The sequence below is a fragment of the Kluyvera sp. EC_51 genome (assembly GCF_019584505.1).
Taxonomy (GTDB): domain Bacteria; phylum Pseudomonadota; class Gammaproteobacteria; order Enterobacterales; family Enterobacteriaceae; genus Kluyvera; species Kluyvera sichuanensis.
The window spans coordinates 26,170-49,798 of the sequence record NZ_VDAG01000018.1; the positions used below are offsets into that span (position 1 = coordinate 26,170).

General features: G+C 55.2%; 21 protein-coding genes and 1 riboswitch. Of the genes, 8 read left to right on the forward strand and 13 right to left on the reverse strand.

Features of this window, described 5'->3' with window-relative positions:
• Positions 1–113 precede the first annotated feature (113 nt).
• The 3 genes from rpoD to rpsU form a co-directional block, all read right to left on the reverse strand.
• The gene (gene rpoD / locus FHC49_RS05695) at positions 114–1,958 is read right to left on the reverse strand and encodes an RNA polymerase sigma factor RpoD (RefSeq protein WP_185668407.1); all 1,845 of its coding nucleotides are present in this window, start codon (positions 1,956–1,958) and stop codon (positions 114–116) included.
• 153 nt (positions 1,959–2,111) lie between these two features.
• Positions 2,112–3,854, reverse strand: a complete 1,743-nt coding sequence (gene dnaG / locus FHC49_RS05700) for a DNA primase (protein ID WP_185668406.1) — start codon at positions 3,852–3,854, stop codon at positions 2,112–2,114.
• Between the two features lie 238 nt (positions 3,855–4,092).
• Complete coding sequence (gene rpsU, locus FHC49_RS05705; RefSeq protein ID WP_001144069.1) at positions 4,093–4,308, reverse strand: 30S ribosomal protein S21; 216 nt, start codon at positions 4,306–4,308, stop codon at positions 4,093–4,095.
• A gap of 236 nt (positions 4,309–4,544) precedes the next feature.
• On the opposite strand from rpsU, the gene tsaD reads away from it, so the two are divergent.
• Complete coding sequence (gene tsaD / locus FHC49_RS05710) at positions 4,545–5,558, forward strand: tRNA (adenosine(37)-N6)-threonylcarbamoyltransferase complex transferase subunit TsaD (protein ID WP_202217157.1); 1,014 nt, start codon at positions 4,545–4,547, stop codon at positions 5,556–5,558.
• Between the two features lie 94 nt (positions 5,559–5,652).
• Here tsaD and plsY read toward each other — a convergent pair whose 3' ends face one another.
• Positions 5,653–6,273, reverse strand: coding sequence for a glycerol-3-phosphate 1-O-acyltransferase PlsY (gene plsY, locus FHC49_RS05715; RefSeq protein WP_185668404.1), 621 nt, complete (start codon positions 6,271–6,273; stop codon positions 5,653–5,655).
• A 108-nt stretch (positions 6,274–6,381) separates the two neighbouring features.
• Between plsY and folB the strand changes: the two genes are divergently transcribed.
• Both folB and bacA read left to right on the forward strand, forming a co-directional pair.
• Entirely contained in the window at positions 6,382–6,741 is a 360-nt protein-coding gene (gene folB, locus FHC49_RS05720) for a bifunctional dihydroneopterin aldolase/7,8-dihydroneopterin epimerase (protein WP_185668403.1), read from the forward strand.
• A 92-nt stretch (positions 6,742–6,833) separates the two neighbouring features.
• Positions 6,834–7,655, forward strand: a complete 822-nt coding sequence (gene bacA, locus FHC49_RS05725; protein WP_220439136.1) for an undecaprenyl-diphosphate phosphatase — start codon at positions 6,834–6,836, stop codon at positions 7,653–7,655.
• Between the two features lie 10 nt (positions 7,656–7,665).
• Here bacA and FHC49_RS05730 read toward each other — a convergent pair whose 3' ends face one another.
• Both FHC49_RS05730 and FHC49_RS05735 read right to left on the reverse strand, forming a co-directional pair.
• Positions 7,666–8,907, reverse strand: a complete 1,242-nt coding sequence (locus FHC49_RS05730; RefSeq protein WP_220439138.1) for a multifunctional CCA addition/repair protein — start codon at positions 8,905–8,907, stop codon at positions 7,666–7,668.
• A 68-nt stretch (positions 8,908–8,975) separates the two neighbouring features.
• Entirely contained in the window at positions 8,976–9,596 is a 621-nt protein-coding gene (locus FHC49_RS05735; RefSeq protein ID WP_185668401.1) for a TIGR04211 family SH3 domain-containing protein, read from the reverse strand.
• A gap of 234 nt (positions 9,597–9,830) precedes the next feature.
• Here FHC49_RS05735 and FHC49_RS05740 point away from each other — a divergent pair, with 234 nt between their 5' ends.
• The 3 genes from FHC49_RS05740 to hldE are packed head-to-tail and all read left to right on the forward strand — an operon-like array spanning position 9,831 to position 15,478.
• Positions 9,831–11,132: an inorganic triphosphatase gene (locus FHC49_RS05740; RefSeq protein ID WP_220439139.1), complete on the forward strand. Its 1,302-nt coding sequence runs from the start codon at positions 9,831–9,833 to the stop codon at positions 11,130–11,132.
• Between the two features lie 21 nt (positions 11,133–11,153).
• Positions 11,154–13,994 (forward strand): bifunctional [glutamate--ammonia ligase]-adenylyl-L-tyrosine phosphorylase/[glutamate--ammonia-ligase] adenylyltransferase, encoded by a 2,841-nt coding sequence (gene glnE / locus FHC49_RS05745; protein WP_220439141.1) that lies wholly within the window; start codon positions 11,154–11,156, stop codon positions 13,992–13,994.
• A 47-nt stretch (positions 13,995–14,041) separates the two neighbouring features.
• A complete protein-coding gene (gene hldE, locus FHC49_RS05750; protein ID WP_185668398.1) occupies positions 14,042–15,478 on the forward strand; it encodes a bifunctional D-glycero-beta-D-manno-heptose-7-phosphate kinase/D-glycero-beta-D-manno-heptose 1-phosphate adenylyltransferase HldE in 1,437 nt (478 codons plus the stop codon).
• 121 nt (positions 15,479–15,599) lie between these two features.
• Here hldE and FHC49_RS05755 read toward each other — a convergent pair whose 3' ends face one another.
• The 4 genes from FHC49_RS05755 to ubiK all read right to left on the reverse strand — a co-directional run bounded on the left by FHC49_RS05755 (position 15,600) and on the right by ubiK (position 18,746).
• Entirely contained in the window at positions 15,600–15,659 is a 60-nt protein-coding gene (locus FHC49_RS05755; protein WP_220439160.1) for a type I toxin-antitoxin system Ibs family toxin, read from the reverse strand.
• 242 nt (positions 15,660–15,901) lie between these two features.
• Positions 15,902–17,563 carry a flotillin family protein gene (locus FHC49_RS05760; RefSeq protein ID WP_220439145.1) on the reverse strand — a complete coding sequence of 554 codons (1,662 nt, stop codon included), beginning with the start codon at positions 17,561–17,563 and terminating at the stop codon, positions 15,902–15,904.
• A gap of 29 nt (positions 17,564–17,592) precedes the next feature.
• On the reverse strand, positions 17,593–18,222 hold the full coding sequence (locus FHC49_RS05765; RefSeq protein ID WP_220439146.1) for an OB-fold-containig protein: 630 nt from the start codon (positions 18,220–18,222) through the stop codon (positions 17,593–17,595).
• A 242-nt stretch (positions 18,223–18,464) separates the two neighbouring features.
• Positions 18,465–18,746, reverse strand: a complete 282-nt coding sequence (gene ubiK, locus FHC49_RS05770; RefSeq protein ID WP_185668395.1) for a ubiquinone biosynthesis accessory factor UbiK — start codon at positions 18,744–18,746, stop codon at positions 18,465–18,467.
• A 121-nt stretch (positions 18,747–18,867) separates the two neighbouring features.
• Positions 18,868–19,017, forward strand: a riboswitch (FMN riboswitch).
• A gap of 107 nt (positions 19,018–19,124) precedes the next feature.
• On the opposite strand from ubiK, the gene ribB reads away from it, so the two are divergent.
• Positions 19,125–19,778: a 3,4-dihydroxy-2-butanone-4-phosphate synthase gene (gene ribB, locus FHC49_RS05775; protein WP_185668394.1), complete on the forward strand. Its 654-nt coding sequence runs from the start codon at positions 19,125–19,127 to the stop codon at positions 19,776–19,778.
• 63 nt (positions 19,779–19,841) lie between these two features.
• On the opposite strand, the gene zupT is transcribed toward ribB, so the two are convergent.
• The gene (zupT, locus tag FHC49_RS05780; RefSeq protein WP_185668393.1) at positions 19,842–20,615 is read right to left on the reverse strand and encodes a zinc transporter ZupT; all 774 of its coding nucleotides are present in this window, start codon (positions 20,613–20,615) and stop codon (positions 19,842–19,844) included.
• Between the two features lie 195 nt (positions 20,616–20,810).
• On the opposite strand from zupT, the gene ygiD reads away from it, so the two are divergent.
• Positions 20,811–21,599, forward strand: coding sequence for a 4,5-DOPA dioxygenase extradiol (ygiD, locus tag FHC49_RS05785; protein WP_220439147.1), 789 nt, complete (start codon positions 20,811–20,813; stop codon positions 21,597–21,599).
• A gap of 3 nt (positions 21,600–21,602) precedes the next feature.
• Here ygiD and FHC49_RS05790 read toward each other — a convergent pair whose 3' ends face one another.
• Both FHC49_RS05790 and FHC49_RS05795 read right to left on the reverse strand, forming a co-directional pair.
• Positions 21,603–22,763 (reverse strand): glutathionylspermidine synthase family protein, encoded by a 1,161-nt coding sequence (locus FHC49_RS05790; RefSeq protein WP_220439162.1) that lies wholly within the window; start codon positions 22,761–22,763, stop codon positions 21,603–21,605.
• 5 nt (positions 22,764–22,768) lie between these two features.
• A complete protein-coding gene (locus FHC49_RS05795) occupies positions 22,769–23,449 on the reverse strand; it encodes a DUF1190 family protein (protein ID WP_185668391.1) in 681 nt (226 codons plus the stop codon).
• Between the last annotated feature and the right edge of the window lie 180 nt (positions 23,450–23,629).

A 23,629-nucleotide genomic window follows, 5' to 3' on the forward strand; every position in this document is an offset into this window, starting at 1 on the left:
ACGATCCCGGCGCCGCTGCGCTTGGCCGGGCTACAGGCCGGAGTAGCGCTCCGGATTAGCAGGCGAAAAAAAAGCTCCCATCAGGGAGCTTTTTTACGTTCTTACTGGGGCGATTAATCGTCCAGGAAGCTACGCAGCACTTCAGAACGGCTTGGGTGACGCAGTTTACGCAGCGCCTTCGCTTCGATCTGACGGATACGTTCGCGGGTAACGTCGAACTGTTTACCCACTTCTTCCAGCGTGTGGTCGGTGTTCATATCGATACCGAAACGCATACGCAGGACTTTTGCTTCACGGGCGGTCAGGCCAGCCAGAACGTCGTGGGTGGCAGCGCGCAGGCTCTCGGTGGTCGCAGAGTCCAGCGGCAGCTCGAGGGTGGTATCCTCGATGAAGTCACCCAGATGCGAATCTTCATCGTCGCCGATTGGCGTTTCCATGGAGATTGGCTCTTTGGCGATTTTCAGCACCTTACGAATCTTATCTTCTGGCATCAGCATGCGCTCGGCCAGCTCTTCCGGCGTCGGTTCACGACCCATCTCTTGCAGCATCTGGCGGGAGATACGGTTGAGCTTGTTGATGGTCTCAATCATATGCACCGGAATACGGATGGTGCGCGCCTGGTCTGCGATAGAACGGGTGATCGCCTGACGGATCCACCAGGTAGCGTAGGTGGAGAACTTGTAGCCGCGACGGTATTCAAACTTATCTACCGCTTTCATCAGGCCGATGTTGCCTTCCTGAATCAGGTCAAGGAACTGCAGACCACGGTTGGTGTATTTCTTAGCGATAGAAATAACCAGACGTAAGTTTGCTTCAACCATCTCTTTCTTCGCACGGCGGGCTTTCGCTTCACCGATGGACATACGACGGTTGATATCTTTAACCTGCTCGATGGTCAGGCCGGTTTCTTCTTCAATCTGCTGCAGTTTCTGCAGGCTACGCATAACGTCTTCTTTCACGTCGTGCAGCTTTTCAGACCACGGCTTGTTCATCGCGATAGCCGCGTTGAACCAGGTTTCGCTGGTTTCGTTGCCGGTGAAGAGGGTGATGAAGTTCTTCTTCGGCATTTTGCACTGTTCAACGCACATCTTCATGATGATACGTTCCTGGGTGCGCACGCGGTCCATCATGGTACGCATGCTGTTTACCAGGTAGTCGAACTGCTTCGGTACCAGACGGAACTGCTTGAACACTTCAGACAGCTTCAGGATCTCTTCCTGAGCGCTGGCGTGGCTACGGCCTTTTGCTTTGATCGTGTCGCGAGTGATTTCGTACTGAGTACGCAGCTCGCCAAATTTCTCACGTGCCAGCTCAGGGTCGATGCTGTTGTCATCGTCGCTGCTGTCGTCGCTGTCTTCGTCTTCGTCTTCATCGTCGTCGTCCATCTCTTCCTGAGACAGTTCGGAACCGACGTGAGTGGCGGTAGGCGCCATATCTTCTTCAGCGTTCGGGTCAACGAAACCGGTGATCAGGTCAGACAGACGCGCTTCTTCAGCTTCAACGCGATCGTACTGTTCCAGCAGATAGGTAATGGCTTCTGGGTATTCGGCAACGGAACACTGAACCTGGTTGATCCCGTCTTCGATGCGTTTAGCGATGTCGATTTCGCCTTCACGGGTCAGCAGTTCTACCGTACCCATTTCGCGCATGTACATGCGCACCGGGTCGGTGGTACGCCCGATTTCAGATTCCACGCTGGACAGAACCTGTGCAGCCGCTTCTTCTGCGTCTTCATCAGTGTTGTTGGAGGTTTCAGCCAGCAACAGATCATCGGCATCCGGCGCTTCTTCCATCACCTGAATGCCCATGTCGTTGATCATTTGGATGATGTCTTCGATCTGATCTGAATCGACGATATCTTCCGGCAGATGGTCATTGACCTCGGCATAGGTCAGATAGCCTTGCTCCTTACCACGTTGGACAAGAAGCTTGAGCTGTGACTGCGGGTTTTGCTCCATAAGACGGTATCCACACTTAATTCATTTGATTGGTGTCGGTCGGCGAACGAACCGCCAACATTTAAAGCGAGGGCGTACTTATATTAGTGCCGCTGCGCCTCGAGCGGCTGTCGGGGGCTTCCCGATCGGTATTCGGCACTTAAGCCGTTGAATTCATTTTTTTTCCAGGGCCTGTCTGATTTCCCAGAACTCCCTGCGTTCTTCACTGCTTAAACCGTGCGTGCGATCGCGAGCTATCAACTCTTCCTGTCGCTGTTCAAGCATTGAATCAAAAATTCGGTTGAGCGTGTCGGTGAACATTTTTTCAACGTTCTCATCCTTTATATCGTTCCAGGCTGAGAGTTTTTCAAGTGTTGAGTATTCACTTGTGCCACGATAATTCTCTAACAGCTGGCCCGTTGTCAGGCCCGGCTGCGCAACGCATAGACTTACGAGCTCGGTGAACAGGTTGAGCCCTGGTAGCTTCGTCTGACTCACCCCATGCATTGGGGGGACAAGTGGTGCCAGATTTGGGTTTTGCACCAGCAGTCCTATCAGTATACGCATAGGCGTCTGTTTTATCTGCTGGGTCGGGCGTACAACACCACTTTCTGCCTGTTTTGGCATTAAACGATCAAGCTGTGCGTCATCAAAAATGCCGAGCTTCAGGCCCAGCGTCTGACGCAACTGAATACGGTGCGCATCGCCAGGTACCTGGCTGATTAACGGTAGCGCCAGCGCTGCGAGCTGCGTGCTGCCATCTGGCGTACTCAGATCAACCTGTGGTAAGAGGCTGTTGAACAAGAACACGGAGAGCGGTTGTGCATGCTCCATCCGGGCTTCAAAAGCCTCTTTGCCTTCTTTACGTACCAGCGTATCCGGGTCTTCACCGTCGGGCAGGAACATAAAGCGTAGCTGACGACCGTCGGTCATGTAAGGCATGGCCGTTTCCAGCGCTCGCCATGCGGCATCGCGTCCGGCGCGGTCGCCGTCGTAACAGCAAATCACGTTATTCGTCGCACGGAACAGCATATGGATGTGGTCGGCCGTGGTCGATGTACCCAGCGAAGCGACGGCATAGTTAATACCGTATTGCGCCAGGGCGACGACATCCATATAACCTTCGACAACCAGCAGGCGCTGGGGTTCCGCGCTATGCTGCTGGGCTTCATAAAGGCCATAAAGCTGACGACCCTTATGGAAAATATCGGTTTCCGGGGAGTTGAGGTATTTCGGCGTATCGTTACCTAATACGCGGCCACCAAATCCAATCACCCGGCCTCGTTTGTCGCGAATCGGGAACATCACGCGATTGCGGAAACGGTCGTACGTTCTTCCCTGGTCGTTGTTGACCAGCATTCCGGCATCGAGCAGCAGCTTTCTGTTGTCGACATTACCGCCGAAACGTTTTAAGGCGTTATCCCAGCCTGGGGGTGCAAAACCAATAGCAAAACGCTGGACAATCTCGGCGCTAAGGCCACGTTGCTCCAGGTACTGGCGTGCAGGCTCGGCGATGGGTTGCGTGAAGGATTGCTGATAAAAATCATTTAATCCTTCCATGAGTTGATAGAGATTCTGTCGTTGATGACGTTCTATCTGGCTCAGGCCTGTTCCGGCTTCATACGGCACTTCAAGATTGTGCATGGCCGCCAGTTCTTCAACGGTTTCAACAAACTCGAGCTTGTCGTAGTTCATCAAAAAGTCGATGGCGTTACCGTGCGCGCCGCAGCCGAAGCAGTGGTAAAACTGCTTATCACCGTTCACGGTGAAAGAGGGGGTTTTCTCGTTATGGAACGGACAGCACGCATGGTAATTCTTGCCCTGCTTTTTCAGCTTCACTCGAGCATCAATCAGATCGATGATGTCGGTGCGTGCCAGCAGGTCATTGATGAATACGCGTGGGATTCGTCCAGCCATAAGCCCCGTTTATTTACACTTCATCCTTCAAACTGTCTCTGCGTTGGCTGCGTTCGTTCACCTCTATCACTTACTGATGTAAGCTCTGGGGATTCACTCGCTTGCCGCCTTGATACAGCATGAATGATTTTGCGTAAATGCTGATTTATAAACGAAAACAAGCCGCGCATTCCTTTCGGAAGCACGGCCTTGCAACTACAACTCGGTCTGACAATTGAGAGCCGATGCTCTCAAGAGATTAGTACAGACGAGTACGGCGTGCGTTTTCGCGAGCCAGTTTCTTCGCGTGACGTTTCACTGCAGAAGCTTTAGCGCGCTTACGTTCGGTAGTCGGTTTTTCATAGAACTCACGACGACGAACTTCCGCCAGAACACCTGCTTTTTCGCAGGAACGCTTGAAGCGACGCAGAGCTACGTCGAACGGCTCGTTTTCACGTACTTTAATTACCGGCATGTGCCTCTCACCTTTGATTAATTCGGTTTGCTGCTGGCATCAGCGCCAGCTTATTTCAAAATGGTGCGGAATTTTACTGCAACTACTGCTGCTTTGTAAAGCACCGGAGCCTTTTTTGAAATGAACTTTTTAAGGGTGAGGAGTATACACGAGGCTGCTTCCTGGGGCGAACAATGTTTTACAAGCCGGGATAGAAAACCTAAACTGCGCGGTATTGAAACGAGGTAAATATAGCCATGCGTGTACTGGGTATTGAAACATCCTGCGATGAAACCGGCATCGCAATTTATGATGATGAAAAAGGTCTGTTAGCCAACCAACTGTATAGTCAGGTGAAATTACATGCTGACTACGGCGGTGTGGTGCCTGAACTGGCCTCGCGCGATCACGTGCGTAAAACGGTGCCCCTGATTCAGGAAGCCTTAAAAGAGGCCAATCTGACGGCGAAAGATATCGACGCCGTTGCCTATACCGCAGGGCCGGGTCTGGTCGGTGCGCTGCTGGTTGGCGCAACCGTGGGGCGCTCGCTGGCGTTTGCCTGGAACGTGCCGGCCATTCCGGTACACCATATGGAAGGTCACCTTCTGGCGCCAATGCTGGAAGATAACCCGCCTGAATACCCGTTTGTGGCATTGCTGGTCTCCGGCGGCCACACGCAGTTGATTAGCGTCACCGGCATTGGTGAGTACACCCTGCTCGGCGAGTCGATTGACGACGCGGCCGGTGAAGCCTTTGATAAGACGGCGAAGCTGCTCGGCCTGGATTACCCAGGTGGCCCGATGCTGTCGAAGCTTGCCTCGCAGGGCACGGAGGGGCGTTTCGTCTTCCCACGTCCAATGACCGACCGTCCGGGCCTGGATTTTAGCTTCTCCGGCCTGAAAACGTTCGCGGCCAATACCATCCGTAACAACGAGGCTGACGATCAAACCCGTGCCGATATCGCCCGTGCATTTGAAGATGCGGTGGTGGATACGTTGATGATCAAGTGCAAACGCGCGCTGGATCAAACCGGTTTCAAACGTCTGGTGATGGCAGGTGGCGTGAGCGCCAACCGTACGCTGCGTGCGAAGCTGGCGGAGATGATGCAAAAACGTCGTGGTGAAGTGTTCTACGCGCGTCCGGAATTTTGTACCGATAACGGTGCAATGATTGCCTATGCGGGGATGGTGCGCCTGAAAACCGGCGTGAATGAGTCGCTGGGTGTGACCGTTCGCCCACGCTGGCCGCTGGCTGAACTGCCTGCCGCGTAAGATATGACAGAGGGTAGCCCGGGCGAGGCATTTTCGCCGACCCCGGGGCTTTCCCGGCGTCGCGTTGCTCGGCTGGGCTACGTCAGTTACTCTATTATTCCTCTTCTTTCTTCTGCTTACGCTTTTTCAAACGCGTCCAGATTTTTGTCTCCTGACGTCGCCATAGGCGCTGAATATTGTCATGATGACGCAACAGAATCAGACATGAGAGCATCGATACCGGGAAAGTGTACTGGGGTTTAAACCACCAGACGTAGAACGGTGCGACCAGCGCGCTGACGATGGCGCCGAGAGACGAATAGCCGCTGAGCAAAATGGTCAGCAGCCAGGTTCCGGCCATGACGCCGGTGAGATCCCAGCCGATAGGCGCAATGGCGCCAAACGCGGTGGCAACGCCTTTACCGCCCTGGAAATGGAAAAATACTGGCCAGATGTGGCCCAGACAGGCGGCGATCGCCACCAGGCCTAACCAGAATGGGGAGAGGCCAAGGGCGTAAGCGCCCCAAACGGGCAGCATCCCTTTCAGGACGTCGAAAATCAGAACGGCTGCGGCTGCGCCTTTTCCGCCGATGCGTAACACATTCGTGGCACCGGGGTTACCGGAACCACTGTCGCGAGGATCGGGTAACCCCGCGATGCGGCAGACCAGAATGGCGCTGGAAATTGAGCCGCAAAGGTAGGCAAGAAGGATCATGCCAGGCTCGATTGCACTCATAACGCTGTTCCATTTTGAAAATGTCGAAGTATTCTCTGCATCTGTGGATAATACGCATAATTCGCCGGGAGTGGTATCCGGTTTAGCCTAAAAACCAAGCAGGTCGTGATGGATATTGTATTTATAGAGCAACTTTCGGTAATCACCACTATCGGTGTTTATGATTGGGAACAAACCATTGAACAGAAGCTGGTGTTCGATATCGAATTAGGCTGGGATAACCGCAAAGCCGCCGCCAGTGACAACGTAGATGACTGCCTGAGCTATGCTGATATCAGCGAAGCGGTCGTTAATCACGTTGAGGGTAGTCGTTTTGCGCTGGTTGAGCGCGTAGCGGAAGAGTTGGCTGAACTGTTGATGTCTCGCTTTAACTCCCCGTGGGTGCGTATCAAAGTCAGCAAACCGGGGGCGGTTGCCCGTGCGGCTAACGTTGGCGTTATCATTGAGCGTGGCCATAATCCGAAATAAAAGTATCACTCGTCATATTATTTAAACCAAAATGATTTATACCGGTCTTAGAGCCGGGTTTATTTTATTGTTTACTTTTTAAGGGTTTATTAATGAGCGATATACACTCGCTGCTGGTCGCGGCAATTTTGGGTGTGGTCGAAGGATTGACGGAGTTTCTGCCCGTATCCAGCACCGGTCATATGATTATCGTGGGCCACCTGCTGGGGTTTGAAGGTGAGACTGCGGACACTTTTGAAGTGGTTATCCAGTTGGGCTCGATTCTGGCCGTGGTGGTGATGTTCTGGCGTCGCCTGTTTGGGCTGATTGGCATCAACTTTGGGCGTCCACCGGTTCACGAAGGTGAAGGCTCCGGGCGTTTATCGCTAATTCATATTCTGCTTGGCATGATCCCCGCCGTGGTGCTGGGACTGGTGCTGCACGATAAAATCAAATCGCTGTTCAACCCGGTTAACGTGATGTACGCCCTTATTGTGGGCGGCCTGCTGTTAATCGCAGCCGAGTTGCTGAAGCCGAAAAAGCTTAGTGCGGTGGGCATTGATGATATGAGCTATCGTCAGGCCTTCGCGATTGGCTGCTTCCAGTGTCTGGCGCTGTGGCCGGGCTTCTCCCGCTCCGGGGCGACGATTTCTGGCGGTATGCTGATGGGCGTGAGCCGCTATGCGGCCTCTGAGTTCTCGTTCCTGCTGGCGGTGCCAATGATGATGGGCGCGACGGTGCTGGATCTCTATAAGAGCTGGCACTTCCTGACCGCTGCCGATATTCCGATGTTCGCCGTGGGCTTCGTGATGGCTTTCCTGGTCGCCCTGGTGGCTATCAAAACCTTCCTGCAGTTGGTGAAACGAATTTCGTTTATTCCGTTCGCTATCTACCGCTTCATCGTGGCCGCCGCCGTCTACGTGGTCTTCTTCTGATGAACTGCCCTCAGTCTTTGGGCTGAGGGCAACGTTTTTCCTTCCAGTTCGCAACCGCCTGAATTCGCCGACGCGTCAGCTCTTCACGAATCTCCGGCCCTTTAAAGCCATCGTCGATAACCTCTTTGTTGCCCACCGCTTTCGCCACCTGCCAGGCTTCACGCAGCAGGCGGCCCTGCGGATAGTCGCAGGCTTCAAAGTGGGTGCGACCGCGCACATCTGCTTCGCTGGTCAGCGCAATCTGCTCTACCCGCTGTGGCTTGCGCCAGGCATCGATGGAGTCAAACAGCTTCACCAGGGTTTTGGGCTGCAGGATCGGCAGGGTATGGATGAGGTCGTGGAACTCGGCAACCAGCTTTGCCAGGTCGCGCATTTCATTTGGTACCTTCAGGCGCTGGCAAAGCTGTTCAACCAGCTTCACGCCCGCCGGGCCGTGGCCGTGATGGCGAGGCCAGAACGCCTTTGGTGTTAAGCCTTTACCTAAATCGTGGCACAGTGTTGCAAAGCGCACATCAATCTCCGGGCTCAGCATTGCCGCCATGGTCACCGTCATCAGCGTATGGACGCCGGTATCAATTTCAGGGTGCCACTTTTCCGGCGCCGGGACGCCGTACAGCGCATCAATTTCTGGGAACAGGACTTTCAGCGCGCCGCAGTCGCGCAGCGTCTGGAAGAAAACCTGAGGATTGCGGGTGCCGAGCGCGTTTTCCGTCTCTTTCCACACGCGCTCCGCCGTGAGATGCGCCAGTTCACCGGCGTTGGTCATCTCACGCATCAGCGTCATGGTTTCATCGGCAATACGGAAGCTCAGATGGGCATAGCGCGCGGCAAAGCGCGCCACGCGCAGCACGCGCAGCGGGTCTTCACCGAAAGCAGGGGAGACGTGGCGCAGAATGCGCTGTTGAAGGTCGGCCTGACCGCCGTAAGGGTCAATAATAGTACCGTCGGCATCCTGAGCCAGGGCGTTGACGGTTAAATCACGGCGCAGCAAATCCTGCTCCAGCGTGACGTCCGGGGCGGCATAGCAGGTAAAACCGGTATAGCCCGAGCCTGATTTGCGCTCGGTTCGGGCCAGCGCATACTCTTCGTGGCTTTCAGGGTGCAGGAAAACAGGAAAATCGCGGCCTACCTGCTGGTAGCCCGCGTCGAGCATTTGCTGCGGCGTGGCGCCGACCACCACCCAATCTTTATCTTTGACCGGTAGCCCTAACAACCCGTCCCGAACTGCACCACCGACCAGATAACTCTTCACGCCACGCTTCTCCTCGTCTCTTATCTTTGATGATGATACGAAAGAAGCACAGAGAACGCGAATCAGGGTTAGTTCATCCAGCGATCTTTACGCTTACGGCTTGGAATGATGTGTGGCAGCACCAGACCGAGGAGCAGGCCAACACCCAGCACGCCGCCGCCGTACATAAACCACTGCATAATGATGGTGCGCTGCTTGTCATCCAGCTGCAGGTTGGCGGCATTCACTTTTTTCTGCGCGACGATAAGCTCATTTTTCAGCTTCTGGTTTTCATTTTTTAAACCATTAATCACGCTATCGCTCTCAGCGACCTTTTTCTGCATTTCTGCGGTGCGCTGGTTCCAGGTGGTGTCGATATTATTGAGCTTGTCGGTCAGGGTTTTGACCTGATTTTCCAGATCCGGCACGCGAATACGCAGGCTTGGCGTGGCGGTCAGTTCTTTCAGCGGGATCCACGCGGTGCGGCCGTTGCTGTCGCGTACCTGGCCGTACTGGGTCGTGTCATTAGTCTGCAGCAGGGTGACTTCTTCGCCCGCGTTCAGGGAGCCTGCCAGACGGTAGTTATCGCCCGGGCCGCTGCGGACCCAGGTGTTCAATTCGTCGGAAACGTAGCGCTTTTCATCAGCATGAGCAATGGTTGAAGCGGTAAGTGTCAGTAAAGTAATGGCAATTAAGCGTAATTTTGGCATCAGATCATCGTTTTTGTCATAAAAGTGGAACGATAGTAGTGGCAACAGTCTGACGACGCAAAGCATTCTGCGGCAATCAGAATCCTCCAGGAGGAAAAAACGCCATCAGCGATTAGCCCGACAAATTGCGCATTGCATGGCAATTTGTCGCAAAATACTATCTACTGACAAAAAGAATACCTGTAAGTTCGCCGCAAAGGTATTTCCGGGCAACGAAACCACAAGAATTCAATCATGGCTCAAGAAATCGAATTAAAATTTATCGTCGATAACGCTGGCGTCGAGACGCTGCGTAACCACCTTCAGACCCTCAACGCCGAGCACACACCACCGGCTCAACTGCTGAATATCTATTATGAAACCGCCGATAACTGGCTGCGTCGCCACGATATGGGGCTGCGTATTCGGGGCGATAACGGTCGCTATGAGATGACGATGAAAATCGCCGGGCGCACCGTGGGCGGTTTGCATCAACGTCCTGAATACAATATTGATATCAGCACGCCTGAACTGGCGCTCGACAAACTGCCTGCGGAAGTCTGGCCGAACGGCGAGATGCCGCAAGGGCTGGCGGAGCAGGTTCAGCCGTTGTTCAGCACCGACTTCTTCCGCGAGAAGTGGGTGATAGCGCAGGGGAAAAGCCGCATTGAGGTCGCGCTGGATCTCGGCGACGTCAAGGCCGGTGAGCATCAGGAAGCCATCTGCGAGCTGGAGCTTGAACTGCTGAGCGGTGAAACCGCTGACGTGCTGACGCTGGCGAAACAGTTGGCGGAAACCGGCCTGCTGCGCCAGGGCAGCCTGAGCAAAGCTGCGCGCGGATATCATCTCGCGCAGGGCAATGAAGACCGCGTTATCAAACCGCTGACCATTCTCTCACTGCCGCCGAAAGCGACGGTAGGCCAGGCGCTGGAAGCGGCGCTGGAAGAAGCGCTTGCCCACTGGCAGTACCACGAGGAGCTGTGGCTGCGCGGCAACAAAAAGGCAAAAGTTGAAGTGCTAAATGCCCAAGGTCTGGTTCGCCATATCCTGACGCTGTTCGGCGGCATTGTGCCGCGTAAGGCGAGCGCCGCGCTGCGAGATGGCCTGACCCAGGTTGATGCGCTGATGGCGAGCGATGCGTCCGCACACGATGCGGTGTTCAGCCGTGAAACCGCGCTGACGAAGCTTGCCTATACCGAATGGCTGGTGCTGCGCGGCTGGGAGGCGTTCCTCGATGCCAAAGCAGAGGACAAACTGGCGGACTCCTTTAAACGCTTTGCCGATATTCATCTGTCTCGTCAGGCCGCAGAACTGCGCACCGTCTTTGCCTACCCGCTGGGCGACGCCTACGCAGATCAACTGCCGCGCCTGAAGCGTGATATTAATACCGTTCAGCTGCTGGCCGGCTATTACGATACCGAGCAGGCCGATCGCTGGCTGGCGAATTGGCAGGGGCTGCGCCACGCTATCGAAACCCGCCAGCACATTGAAATTGAACATTTCCGCAATGAAGCTCTGTCGGTTGAGCCGTTCTGGCTACACAGCGGAAAACGTTAATTAACTTCAGGGAACCCGCGTATGACGCCGCTTTCTTCGCAGTTACAGCAGCACTGGCAAACGCTCGTTGAGCGTGCCCCGGAGGATTTTCCTCTCGAGGCGCTCGGTAGTGAAGCACAGGCTGTTTTCACCTTTAGTGATTTTGTTCAGCAAAGTTTAACGGCGCATCCTGAGTGGCTGGCGTCGCTGGAAAGCGACCCGCCTCAGGCGGATGAGTGGCGGCAATATGCGGGTTGGCTCCAGGCGGAGCTGGCAGAAGTCTATGATGAAACGGCGCTAATGCGCGCCCTGCGGCTATTCCGCCGCCGGGTGATGGTGCGGATTGCCTGGGCGCAGGCGCTGTCGCAGGTATCTGAAGAAGATACGCTACAGCAGCTAAGCCACCTGGCAGAAACGCTGATCGTCAACGCGCGCAACTGGCTCTACGAGGCCTGCTGCCGCGATTGGGGTACACCGTGCAGTGCCGAAGGCGTACCGCAGCCGCTGCTGATCCTCGGGATGGGCAAGCTGGGCGGCGGAGAGCTTAATTTCTCCTCCGATATCGACCTGATCTTTGCCTGGCCAGAACATGGCAGCACCCAGGGCGGCCGTCGTGAACTCGATAACGCGCAGTTCTTTACCCGTCTCGGTCAGCGTCTGATTAAGGTGCTGGACCAGCCGACGCAGGATGGCTTCGTCTACCGCGTTGATATGCGCTTACGGCCGTTTGGTGACAGCGGCCCATTGGTGCTGAGCTTTGCGGCGCTGGAAGATTATTACCAGGAACAGGGGCGCGACTGGGAGCGCTATGCGATGGTCAAAGCGCGGATCATGGGCGATGACGATGGCGTATACACCAGCGAGTTGCGGGCGATGCTGCGACCGTTCGTCTTCCGCCGCTATATCGACTTCAGCGTGATCCAGTCTCTGCGTAATATGAAAGGGATGATCACCCGCGAAGTGCGTCGCCGTGGCCTGAAGGACAACATCAAGCTCGGTGCGGGCGGGATTCGCGAAATCGAGTTTATCGTCCAGGTCTTTCAACTAATCCGCGGCGGGCGAGAGCCGATGCTGCAAAGCCGCTCACTGCTGCCAACCCTTAAAGCCATTGAAACCCTGAATCTGCTATCGGAAACCGACGCGCAGGCGCTGCGTGAAGCGTATCTGTTTTTACGTCGCCTCGAAAACCTGCTGCAAAGTATCAACGACGAACAGACGCAGACGCTGCCCGGCGACGACCTCAACCGCGCCCGTCTGGCGTGGGGGATGCATTTTGCCGACTGGGCCACGATGACCGCGCGTCTGGATGCGCTGATGGCCGAAGTCCGCCGCGTCTTTAACGAACTGATCGGCGATGATGAAGAGCCATCGCAGGAAGAGCAACTTTCGGAATCCTGGCGCGAGCTGTGGCAGGACACCCTGCAGGAAGATGATTCTCCGTCGGGGTTGGTGCACCTCAGCAGTGATGACCGCCATCGCGTGCTGTCGCAAATTGCCGATTTCCGTAAAGAGCTGGATAAACGCACCATTGGCCCGCGCGGGCGCCAGGTACTGGACTCGCTGATGCCGCATCTGCTGAGCGAAGTGTGCTCGCGTGAAGATGCCACGGTGCTGCTCACGCGCATTACCCCGTTGCTGAGCGGCATCGTTACGCGTACTACCTACCTCGAATTATTAAGCGAATATCCCGGCACTCTAAAGCATCTTATCCGCCTGTGCGCAGCTTCACCGATGGTGGCAAGTCAATTGGCGCGCTACCCGCTGCTGCTGGATGAGCTGCTCGACCCCAACACGCTTTACCAGCCGACGGCGACCGATGCCTATCGTGATGAGCTGCGTCAATATCTGCTGCGTGTGCCGGAAGAGGATGAGGAGCAGCAGTTGGAAGCCTTGCGCCAGTTTAAGCAGGCGCAACTGCTGCACATTGCTGCCGCTGATATTGCTGGTACGTTGCCGGTGATGAAGGTCAGTGACCACTTAACCTGGCTTGCAGAAGCGATGATCGATGCGGTTGTCCAGCAGGCGTGGGTGCAGATGGTGGCGCGCTATGGCCAGCCAACGCACCTGCGAGAGCGCCATGGTCGCGGTTTTGCGGTCATTGGCTACGGCAAGCTTGGCGGCTGGGAACTGGGCTACAGTTCGGATCTGGATCTGGTGTTCTTGCATGATTGCCCAATGGATGCGATGACCGACGGCGAACGAGAAATCGACGGCCGTCAGTTCTATCTGCGTCTGGCGCAGCGCATTATGCACCTGTTCAGCACCCGAACTTCGTCCGGGATTTTGTATGAAGTTGATGCCCGTCTTCGCCCGTCCGGCGCGGCGGGTATGCTGGTGACCACCGCCGAATCATTTGCCGATTATCAACAAAACGAAGCGTGGACCTGGGAGCATCAGGCGCTGGTGCGCGCCCGCGTGGTTTACGGTGACCCGCAGCTGCAGCAGCAGTTTGACGACATTCGCCGACAGATCCTGACTACCGCGCGGGAAGGCAGCGCGCTGCAAACCGAAGTGCGTGAGATGCGTGAAAAAATGCGTGCTCATCTCGGCGGAAAACAGCGCGATCGTTTTGATATCAAAACCGACGCGGGTGGGATCACCGATATTGAGTTTATTACCCAGTATCTGGTGCTGCGCTACGCCCACGAGAAGCCGAAGCTGACCCGCTGGTCGGATAACGTGCGTATTCTCGAACTACTGGCGCAAAACGACATTATGGACGAGCACGAAGCACAGGCGCTCACCCGCGCCTACACCACGTTGCGCGATGCGTTACATCACCTGGCGCTTCAGGAGTTGCCGGGAAATGTCGATTTATCAAGCTTCGTTCGGGAACGTGAACTGGTCAGCGCCAGCTGGCAGAAGTGGCTGGTTCAACCGTGAAATGTGCTATTATCGCGCCAAAATTTTGATTCTCCCAGGAGACAAGAATGAAAGTAACGCTGCCGGAATTTGAACGCGCAGGAGTGATGGTGGTTGGCGACGTCATGCTGGATCGCTATTGGTATGGCCCAACCAGCCGTATTTCCCCGGAAGCCCCGGTTCCCGTGGTGAAGGTGGAAACTATCGAAGAACGTCCTGGCGGCGCGGCAAACGTGGCGATGAACATTGCGTCCCTGGGGGCGGGTTCGCGTCTTGTTGGTTTAACCGGCATTGATGATGCGGCGCGTGCGCTGAATAAAGCGCTGGCCGACGTTAACGTGAAGTGTGATTTCGTTTCGGTACCGACGCACCCAACCATCACCAAGCTGCGCGTGCTGTCGCGCAACCAGCAGCTGATCCGCCTGGACTTTGAAGAAGGCTTTGCCGGCGTGGATCCACAGCCGCTGCACGATCGTATTCAAAGCGGTCTGCCGAGCGTTGGCGCGCTGGTGCTCTCCGACTACGCCAAAGGGGCGCTGGAAAGCGTACAACAGATGATCCAGCTCGCGCGCAAAGCGAACGTGCCGGTGCTGATCGACCCGAAAGGCACCAACTTCGAACGCTATCGCGGCGCAACGTTGCTGACGCCAAACCTTTCTGAATTTGAAGCCGTAGTCGGTAAGTGCAAAGACGAAACCGAAATCGTTGAGCGTGGCATGAAGCTGATTGCTGATTACGATCTCTCCGCGCTGCTGGTGACACGCTCCGAGCAGGGCATGACGCTGCTGCAGCCGGGCAAAGCGCCGCTGCATCAGCCGACGCAGGCGCAGGAAGTGTACGATGTGACCGGTGCGGGCGATACCGTTATCGGCGTGCTGGCGGCGACGCTGGCTTCCGGCAAAACCCTGGAAGAGGCGTGCTTCTTTGCCAACGCCGCGGCGGGCGTGGTGGTGGGTAAACTGGGTACCTCCACCGTTTCACCTATCGAACTGGAAAACGCCGTGCGCGGTCGCGCGGACACCGGCTTTGGTGTGATGAGCGAAGAAGAGCTGAAGCAGGCGGTTGCCGCTGCCCGTCGCCGCGGTGAGAAAGTGGTGATGACCAACGGCGTGTTCGACATTCTGCACGCGGGGCACGTATCCTATCTGGCGAATGCACGCAAGCTGGGGGATCGTCTGATCGTCGCGGTGAACAGCGATGCGTCAACCAAGCGCCTGAAAGGCGAAACCCGCCCGGTTAACCCGCTGGATCAGCGCATGATCGTGCTGGGCGCGCTGGAGTCCGTCGACTGGGTGGTGTCGTTTGAAGAAGATACACCACAGCGCCTGATTGCCGGGATCCTGCCGGATCGTCTGGTCAAAGGCGGTGACTATAAGCCAGAGCAAATTGCCGGTAGCGAAGAAGTGTGGGCGAACGGTGGTGAAGTGCTGGTGCTGAACTTTGAAGATGGTTGTTCTACCACCAATATTATCAAGAAGATTCAGCAGGACAGCGATAAATCGTGAATGCGGGAGGCGCATCGAACATTCCGTCTTTCGGCGCTCCTCGCGGTTGACGCTGCTGTTTTTTCGACCTAAAGTAAAGGAATAAGGGTGAGAGGGGATTTCTCCCCCCTCTGATTGACTGTTAGTAAGTGGCGAAACTTATCAGTAACAGCACAACCAGTATGATGACGAGCTTCATCATAACCCTTTCCTTATTAAAGCCCCTTCTTCGGGAGGGGCTTTCCCGTTTCAGCCCCTTGCTGACAGCGCGATTGTTCGCGAACGTCCTGACTGGTACAAGAGTTACCCCTCTCTATTTTTTATTACTGGAGCGTCCGCGCAAAAACAGCGAATCTGTGGCGCTGAAAGGGCGCGTCTGGGATAAAAAAATCCCCGGCTTTTAGGGCCAGGGATGAGGTGTGTAACGGCTTTGCGAGGACGCGACTAGGCTTCTTTTTCGTGCGCAGTCGGTGAATTTAACGGTGTGGTCAAAGTATTAAGCGAACCGCCGGACAGGCCGATCTCGTTTAACAGCGAATCGATCAGCGGTGCTTGGGTACGATAAGAGAGGGCGGCAGACAGCGCCTGCTCTGCCAGATTGCCACCGCTTACGCCATTGCCTGCGGTGACTTCACCCACCGCGCCGCCGCGATTCAGGCCATCAACCTGAATGATCTTAATGCCGTCGATAGACTTCATGGGCTCAACGGACTTCTCAATGACGGCAGGCAGAGACTGCAATAACGCCAGCTTGAATTTGAGGCTGGTTTGTTCGTTGGAAAGCACGTTGATAGCGTCGTTCAGCGCGCGCTGCGCTTCGGCTTCCGCCAGCCCTTTTTTACGCGTCGCCTCCGCCAGTTCGACAATTGCCGCCGCCTGCAATTCCGCAGCTTCCTTCTCGGCTTTTGCTTGTACGGTCAGTTCAACTGCCTTTGTTTCAGCATCCTGTGCGGCGGCAATCAGCGCAACCTGTTTGGCGCGATCCGCTTCTGCCGTCTGACGGGTAGTTTCTACATTCTGCTGAGCGCGAACCGCCTCGGCTAGCGCATCGTTGGCGCGTGCTTCTGCCTGAGACTGCTGTTCGGATTTCGCGGCGATGGCGATGGATTTCGTCTGATTAGCAATTTCCGTTACCTGCTGCTGTTCGATCTCTTTAATCCGAACTTCACGCTCGGCCTCAACTTTTCTCGAACGAACGGCCTGCTCGCGCTCAATTTCCGTTTCCTGGATCTGGCGTTCGGCAAGAATACGCGTCTGTTCCGCTTCGCGATGGCGCTCAGCTTCAAAGGCGGCAATTTTGGCGTTCTGCTCGGCAGTGCGGGTTTTCACCTGCTGTTCCTGCTCAAGCGTCATAAAGGCTTCCTGTTGTTCGATTTCCAGCTTGCGCGATAGCGCATCGCGGTTTTTCTCTCTTACCGCAACTTCCACGTCCTGCTCGACTTCGTTACGTTCGCGACGACGACGCTCTGTTTCCTGAGTCAGCTTTGTCAGACCTTCGGCGTCAAAGGCGTTGTTCGGGTTGAAATGCACTTTTTCCGTCTGGTTAAAGTTGGTTAACGAGACGCTCTCCAGCTCCAGGCCATTTTTTGACAGATCTTCCGCGACGGTATTCTGCACACCCTGAACGAAGTTTTCACGGGTATCCTGCAGCTCATGCATTGTCATCTGCGAGGCCGTGGCGCGTAAGGCATCAACGAACTTATCTTCGATCAACACGCGTAAATCTTCCGGAGACAGCGTGCGCTGACCCAGCGTTTGTGCGGCAGTCGCAATGCCTTCAACCGACGGTTTAACGCGGACGAAAAAGGCAACAACCACATCAACTCGCATACGATCTTTGGTGATCAGACTGTCGACGGTAGAACGGCTAACCTCAAGTTTGAGGGTATTCATGTTGATGGGAATAATTTCGTGGAAGATTGGCATCACAATTGCGCCGCCACTCATCACCACTTTCTGTCCGCCAAGCCCGGTTCGCACAAATGCTTGCTCTGCGGAGGCGCGACGATAAAGACGGGCAAAAATAATCCCGATAATCAATAAGACGACAACCGCGACAACGGCGGTAAACATCCATGAAGGTAGCATGCCAAAAATATCATCCATTATGTCGGTCTCTTAAGGTCAAAATACAATTACAAAATATTCGGCCAGGGATTACGTTCGGCCAAATAACGCGTTGCGGAAAGACGGTCGAGAATCAGTACCTTGTCTCCTTTTTTAAACGCGTATCCTTCTTCAGGTTCTAACAATAGGTAATGAGTTTGTCCGAATTTATCGGTAAATTTGCCCTCGCAGGGTGTGCCGGCAATCGCGGAATGCCCGGTAATTATCGCCATGTAGCCGATATAATCATCCTCAGCGAGGGCGGAGCTTTCATCGCGGGGGAGCCACGGAGCAATGATTTTTCCGCTGTAACGCACGGCGAAGACTGAAACAATAAAACATGCTGGGGTGAGTAGTAGGTTGCTGAGGGGCGCTCCCAGGAGCATGACCCAGCCATGCTGGAAAAGGATGCCGAAGAGCCCGAAAAAACCGGCCAATAAACAGAGCACAACTAATAACGGAATACGCCCAATATTCAGAAAATGAATCACCTGTCCGATATTACCAGACGACAAAGCATCATAATTATCGAGATGGGCATCGAGTGCGCCAGAGAGATAATGGCCAAAGGCCAATGAGATTATTTCAAGCACGCCGATAAGAAGAACAAATGTTAGTGCAAACAGGTAGGGACTATTATATTCCGTTAATAAAATCATGCTTCATTCCCCCTGCAATAGCTTTCCCTGGGCGATGGTTTTTCTCTTGTTCTTATAGCGTGTCACGATAGCATATTCTGGCCGGATCGTTTAATCCGGAAAGGGATTTTTACCCCTCAGATTTCGTGGGGAAGTACGTGCGTGGTGAGAGGGGAATGTGCATTATACACAGCTCCATAGTGCTTTCCGGAGCATACTGAAATCAGGAAATGTGTAAACGGGCCGTACGGCCCGCTTTAGTTTTACTTTGGCTCCACCGGAGCGGGGCTGACATTTTCAACGGACTGGCGGTTTTCCAGCTCGCTAATCCGCTGTTCCAGCAGCGCCAGCTTCTCACGCGTACGCAGCAGAACCTGAGTCTGCACGTCAAACTCTTCACGGCTGACCACATCAAGGCGCGTCAGCTGCGACTGGATCACCTGGCGAACTTTCTTCTCAATATCATCACCGAACTCACGCAGACCTTTCGGCATAGACTCGTGGACCTGGCGGGCGATTTGTTCAATTTTTTTCGGGTCGATCATCTCTTGTTCCCTGATTCTGTCGGCATGAAGGCTATTGTAGTGTCTTATCCCGGTGCGATAAACCAGAATTGTTCGAAGCTTATGCATTGCCGAAGATAGTCATTGGCGTTATAGTAAGTACGCTTATTCTCAGGGCGGGGCGAAATTCCCCACCGGCGGTAAATCAGCTACGGCTGAAAGCCCGCGAGCGCTTCCTATGAACATGGGAAGGTCAGCAGATCCGGTGTAATTCCGGGGCCGACGGTTAGAGTCCGGATGGGAGAGAGTAACGATTCAGTTGGGTTAAGCACCCGCTCGCGTTATCTATTTGCCGTTATATCGGCACTCCTAAGACTGCCCTGATTCTGGTAACCATAATATTAATGAGGTTTTTTTACCATGAATCAGACGCTACTTTCCTCTTTTGGTACTCCGTTCGAACGCGTTGAAAACGCGCTTGTTGCTCTGCGCGAAGGTCGCGGTGCGATGGTGCTGGACGACGAAGATCGCGAGAACGAAGGCGACATGATCTTTGCCGCCGAAAACATGACCGTTGAACAAATGGCGCTGACTATCCGTCACGGTAGCGGCATCGTTTGTCTGTGTCTCACCGACGAACGTCGTAAACAGCTGGAACTGCCAATGATGGTAGAAAACAACACCAGCGCTTACGGCACCGGCTTTACCGTCACTATCGAAGCGGCTCATGGCGTGACCACCGGCGTTTCTGCCGCTGACCGTCTGACCACCGTTCGCGCGGCGATTGCCGACAACGCGAAACCTTCCGATCTGAACCGTCCTGGCCACGTTTTCCCACTGCGCGCGCAGGCGGGTGGCGTGCTGACCCGTGGCGGTCACACCGAAGCGACTATCGATCTGGTGACGCTGGCAGGCTTCAAACCAGCAGGCGTGCTGTGTGAACTGACCAACGACGACGGTACCATGGCGCGCGCGCCAGAGTGCATCGAGTTTGCGAAGAAACATAACATGGCGCTGGTGACCATCGAAGATCTGGTAGCCTACCGTCGTGAGCACGAGCGTAAAGCCAGCTAATCTAGCGGCCTACGTGATGAAGCCCGGTTTGCGATATGCACCGGGCTTTTTTATTGCCTGACGTTAGCCAATGCCCATTGACTGTAATACCACCAGGCTCATCCCCATAACCGACATGCCGCACAGCACGCCGTAGCTGGGGTTGTTGTTAGGGTCAATCTCTTTGGCCAGCGGCATCAGTTCATCGACCGAAAGGGCGACCATAATCCCGGCGACCGCCGCCATAATCGAGGCCATCAGCACCGGTGACACCATGCTGCCAAGGATCGCCCACGCCAGCACGCCGCCCAATATTTCCGCCATGCCCGAAATTCCCGCCCAGAACACCGCTTTGCGCTTTGAGCCCGTGGCGGCGTAGACCGGCCCGGCAACCGCCAGCCCTTCAGGAATATTGTGCAGTGCCACGGCGAGCGCAATGCCGAAGCCTAGCTCAAGGTTGTTGCTGGCAGTGACGAAGGTGGCAATACCTTCCGGGAAGTTGTGCAGGCTGATGCCAAGGGTTAACAGCACGGCGGTGCGGCGAATGTTGCGCGGCAGCGGCTGGGTGTTTTTCTGCATCAGATCCTGCGGATGCGCATGCGGCAGGATGTGATCGAGTGCAAAATAACCAATGAGGCCGACGACAAACATCCCGTAACCCAGCACTGGCGACATTCCCGGCGTGCCGAGCGCGGCGGGCAGCATCTCCATTAATGAGATCAGCAGCATAATGCCGGCGGCGAAGCCGAGCGAGAAGGCGAGTACCCGGTTAGACGGCTTTTGCCCGATCACCCCGAGTATGGCGCCGATAAAGGTGGCAGCCCCTGCCAGTAATGTCAGAATCAGCGGTACCGACATCGCTTACTCCTTATGATAATGATTATCATTCATGATATTGAAAATCGTCAGCCGTGGCGAGAGGCGACGCTATTCTTTACTTCATCCTTACATTCAAATTTTCTGAAGATCATCATCACGCTTATCTGAGTTTATCCTCACTCAAAACGGGTTAATGTGGTGTTATTAAATTATGCCCTCTGGAAGGATAACATCATGTCTCGTAGCCGAATGCCAGCACTGTTTTTAGGTCACGGTAGCCCGATGAACGTACTGGAAGATAACCTCTATACCCGTACCTGGCGGCATCTGGGTGAAACGTTGCCACGCCCAAAAGCTATTGTGGTGGTGTCCGCGCACTGGTTCACTCGCGGCACGGGCGTGACGGTGATGGAAACCCCGAAAACGATCCATGATTTCGGCGGCTTCCCGCAGGCGCTGTACGATACCCATTACCCTGCTCCGGGCTCCCCGGCGCTGGCGCAACAGTTGGTTGAACTGCTGGCTCCGGTTCCGGTCACGCTTGATAAAGAAGCCTGGGGCTTTGACCATGGCTCCTGGGGCGTGCTGATTAAGATGTACCCGAATGCGGACATCCCGATGGTGCAGTTGAGCATCGACAGTACCAAGCCAGCGGCATGGCACTTTGAGATCGGTCGTAAGCTGGCAAGCCTGCGCGATGAAGGCATTATGCTGGTGGCGAGCGGTAACGTGGTGCACAACCTGCGTACGGCGAAATGGCACGGCGATTCAACGCCTTACCCGTGGGCGACGTCGTTTAACGATTATGTGAAGGCGAATCTAAGCTGGAAAGGGCCGGTTGAACAGCATCCGCTGGTGAACTATCTGGCGCATGAGGGCGGTTCGCTGTCGAACCCAACGGCGGATCACTTCCTGCCGCTGCTTTATGTGCTGGGTGCCTGGGATGGCGAAGAGCCCATCACGATCCCGGTAGACGGTATCGAAATGGGCTCCTTGAGTATGCTGTCGGTGCTAATCGGTTAACGATTATTCGACGAAAATGTGGGGATAGAAGCGTGACAGATCCTGAGTGATCAGCGCTCTGTCCTCACGAATGCCAATCCCGGCAGGTTCGTCGTTAATCAGCCAACTGCCAATCAACATGTAGCTATCACCAAACTTCGGCAGCGGATGGAACTGCTGCACGATCATCCCTTCTTCGCCGTACGGCCCTTCCACCTGCTCGATGGTTTTACCGTTCTCGACGATCGAAATGTTGGCGCCTTCGCGGGAGAAGATCGGCTTCACCACGAATTTGTCCATCTCTGGGTGATCATCTTCGGCAAAGTAGGCCGGCAGCAGGTTCGGGTGATCCGGGAACATCTCCCACAGCAGCGGCAGCAGCGCTTTGTTAGAGATGATGCTCTTCCAGGCCGGTTCCAGCCAGCGCACGCCAGCATCTTCGAGCTTGGTGGAGAACATCTCGCGCAGCATGTATTCCCACGGATAGAGTTTGAACAGGTTGCTGATTACCTGATCCTGCAGATCGGTAAACTGGCCTTTCTCACCCAGACCGATCTCATCAATATAGAGGAACTCGGTCGCTACGCCAGCTTCAGCGGCGCAGTCCTGCAGATACTGCACGGTACCGCGATCTTCGACGGTGTCCTGGCAGCAGGTCAGATGCAACAACTGGAAGCCGTGTTGTTCGCGCAGCACGTTGAAGCGCTCGATGATCTTTTCCTGCAGGCTGTTGAACTGATCGCTGCCTTCCGGCAGGTTGCCCGCGTTGATCTGATCTTCGAGCCAGATCCACTGGAAGAACGCCGCTTCGAACAGTGACGTTGGGGTATCGGCGTTATTTTCCAGCAGCTTCGGTTCACCGGTGCCGTCCCACGCCAGATCGAGGCGCGAGTAGAGCGACGGCTGCTGCGTTTGCCATGACTGGCGCACGAAGGTCCAGGTGTGCTTTGGAATGCGGAACTTCGCCATCAGCTCATCGCTGGCGATGACGCGTTCAACCACTTTCAGACACAGCTGATGCAGTTCAGCGGTAACCTCTTCCAGCTTTTCAACCTGCTCCAGCGTCAGCTTGTAGTAGGCCTCTTCACTCCAGTACGGCTCGCCGTACATGGTGTGAAAGTTGAAGCCGTACTCCGTTGCCTTTTCACGCCAGTCCGGGCGCTCAGTAATGCTGATTCTTTCCATGGTCATCAGCCGCCCATTGAACGGGTGGTGGTGCCCGACGCGCTACGCTGCATGGTGGACTGTTTCGCCACGGACTCACCGAAGCCGCCGCGAGTCACGGTGCTGGTGGTTGCCGGTTTTGGTGCCATAGCGGTTTTCGGTACGTTCATCGAACGGCCCGGCTGCGCTGCGCCGTAGTTTTTACCGCCGGCATCGGTGTATTTACCGTAGGCCGGGCTGGATGGGTTCTTCGAGGTGAAGACCGGCTGCTGCTGGTAGCCACCCATGCCGCCGCTCATCATACGGCCCATCATGTAGCCCGCCATCAGCGGCATCCAGAAACTGCCGCTGCTTTGCGCTTGCGCCTGGTTTTCACCGCTGGCAGGTGCCATACCGGCCTGCGCCGGTGCCTGCTGGCACTGGCCTTCGCCAAATTCAGCTACGCAGTCTTCACGGCTGGCGTACTTCGGCGCGGTACGTTCGGCTTCTTTCAGCGCGTTATCGAAGGTGGTTTTACACTCGGCGCTTTTGCCCGGATTCGCTGCAGAGCAGTCGTCCGCGTTCTGATAGAGCGTGACGGTTTCGTCAGTTTTTTCACAGCCTGCCAGCATGAATACCGCGGTAACGGCTAATGCGACTGGCGTGAGGTGACGCGCGCCCCAGCTTTTACGAAAGGCGGCGTGTTGAATATTGTTCGTCCGTTTCATTGTGTTCTTCCTGGACCCAGTAGAGTGGTATTGCAATAACGCTCAGGATAGTGGATGAGTGGTTGAAAATGAAGCGAAGAAGGGCGTAAAGCGGCGGATCTTTACGTTGCCTTACGTTAGCGCAAGAGAATGAAAAAAGGGCCCGCATAAAGCGGACCCTTTTCAGTACGGCGAGAGGCC

Excerpts from the sequence above, each read along its gene's own strand:
- rpoD (WP_185668407.1), bottom strand. The coding sequence starts at position 1,958 with ATGGAGCAAAACCCGCAGTCACAGCTCAAGCTTCTTGTCCAACGTGGT.
- dnaG (WP_185668406.1), bottom strand. The coding sequence starts at position 3,854 with ATGGCTGGACGAATCCCACGCGTATTCATCAATGACCTGCTGGCACGC.
- rpsU (WP_001144069.1), bottom strand. The coding sequence starts at position 4,308 with ATGCCGGTAATTAAAGTACGTGAAAACGAGCCGTTCGACGTAGCTCTG.
- tsaD (WP_202217157.1), top strand. The coding sequence starts at position 4,545 with ATGCGTGTACTGGGTATTGAAACATCCTGCGATGAAACCGGCATCGCA.
- plsY (WP_185668404.1), bottom strand. The coding sequence starts at position 6,273 with ATGAGTGCAATCGAGCCTGGCATGATCCTTCTTGCCTACCTTTGCGGC.
- folB (WP_185668403.1), top strand. The coding sequence starts at position 6,382 with ATGGATATTGTATTTATAGAGCAACTTTCGGTAATCACCACTATCGGT.
- bacA (WP_220439136.1), top strand. The coding sequence starts at position 6,834 with ATGAGCGATATACACTCGCTGCTGGTCGCGGCAATTTTGGGTGTGGTC.
- FHC49_RS05735 (WP_185668401.1), bottom strand. The coding sequence starts at position 9,596 with ATGCCAAAATTACGCTTAATTGCCATTACTTTACTGACACTTACCGCT.
- FHC49_RS05740 (WP_220439139.1), top strand. The coding sequence starts at position 9,831 with ATGGCTCAAGAAATCGAATTAAAATTTATCGTCGATAACGCTGGCGTC.
- glnE (WP_220439141.1), top strand. The coding sequence starts at position 11,154 with ATGACGCCGCTTTCTTCGCAGTTACAGCAGCACTGGCAAACGCTCGTT.
- hldE (WP_185668398.1), top strand. The coding sequence starts at position 14,042 with ATGAAAGTAACGCTGCCGGAATTTGAACGCGCAGGAGTGATGGTGGTT.
- FHC49_RS05760 (WP_220439145.1), bottom strand. The coding sequence starts at position 17,563 with ATGGATGATATTTTTGGCATGCTACCTTCATGGATGTTTACCGCCGTT.
- FHC49_RS05765 (WP_220439146.1), bottom strand. The coding sequence starts at position 18,222 with ATGATTTTATTAACGGAATATAATAGTCCCTACCTGTTTGCACTAACA.
- ubiK (WP_185668395.1), bottom strand. The coding sequence starts at position 18,746 with ATGATCGACCCGAAAAAAATTGAACAAATCGCCCGCCAGGTCCACGAG.
- ribB (WP_185668394.1), top strand. The coding sequence starts at position 19,125 with ATGAATCAGACGCTACTTTCCTCTTTTGGTACTCCGTTCGAACGCGTT.
- zupT (WP_185668393.1), bottom strand. The coding sequence starts at position 20,615 with ATGTCGGTACCGCTGATTCTGACATTACTGGCAGGGGCTGCCACCTTT.
- ygiD (WP_220439147.1), top strand. The coding sequence starts at position 20,811 with ATGTCTCGTAGCCGAATGCCAGCACTGTTTTTAGGTCACGGTAGCCCG.
- FHC49_RS05790 (WP_220439162.1), bottom strand. The coding sequence starts at position 22,763 with ATGGAAAGAATCAGCATTACTGAGCGCCCGGACTGGCGTGAAAAGGCA.
- FHC49_RS05795 (WP_185668391.1), bottom strand. The coding sequence starts at position 23,449 with ATGAAACGGACGAACAATATTCAACACGCCGCCTTTCGTAAAAGCTGG.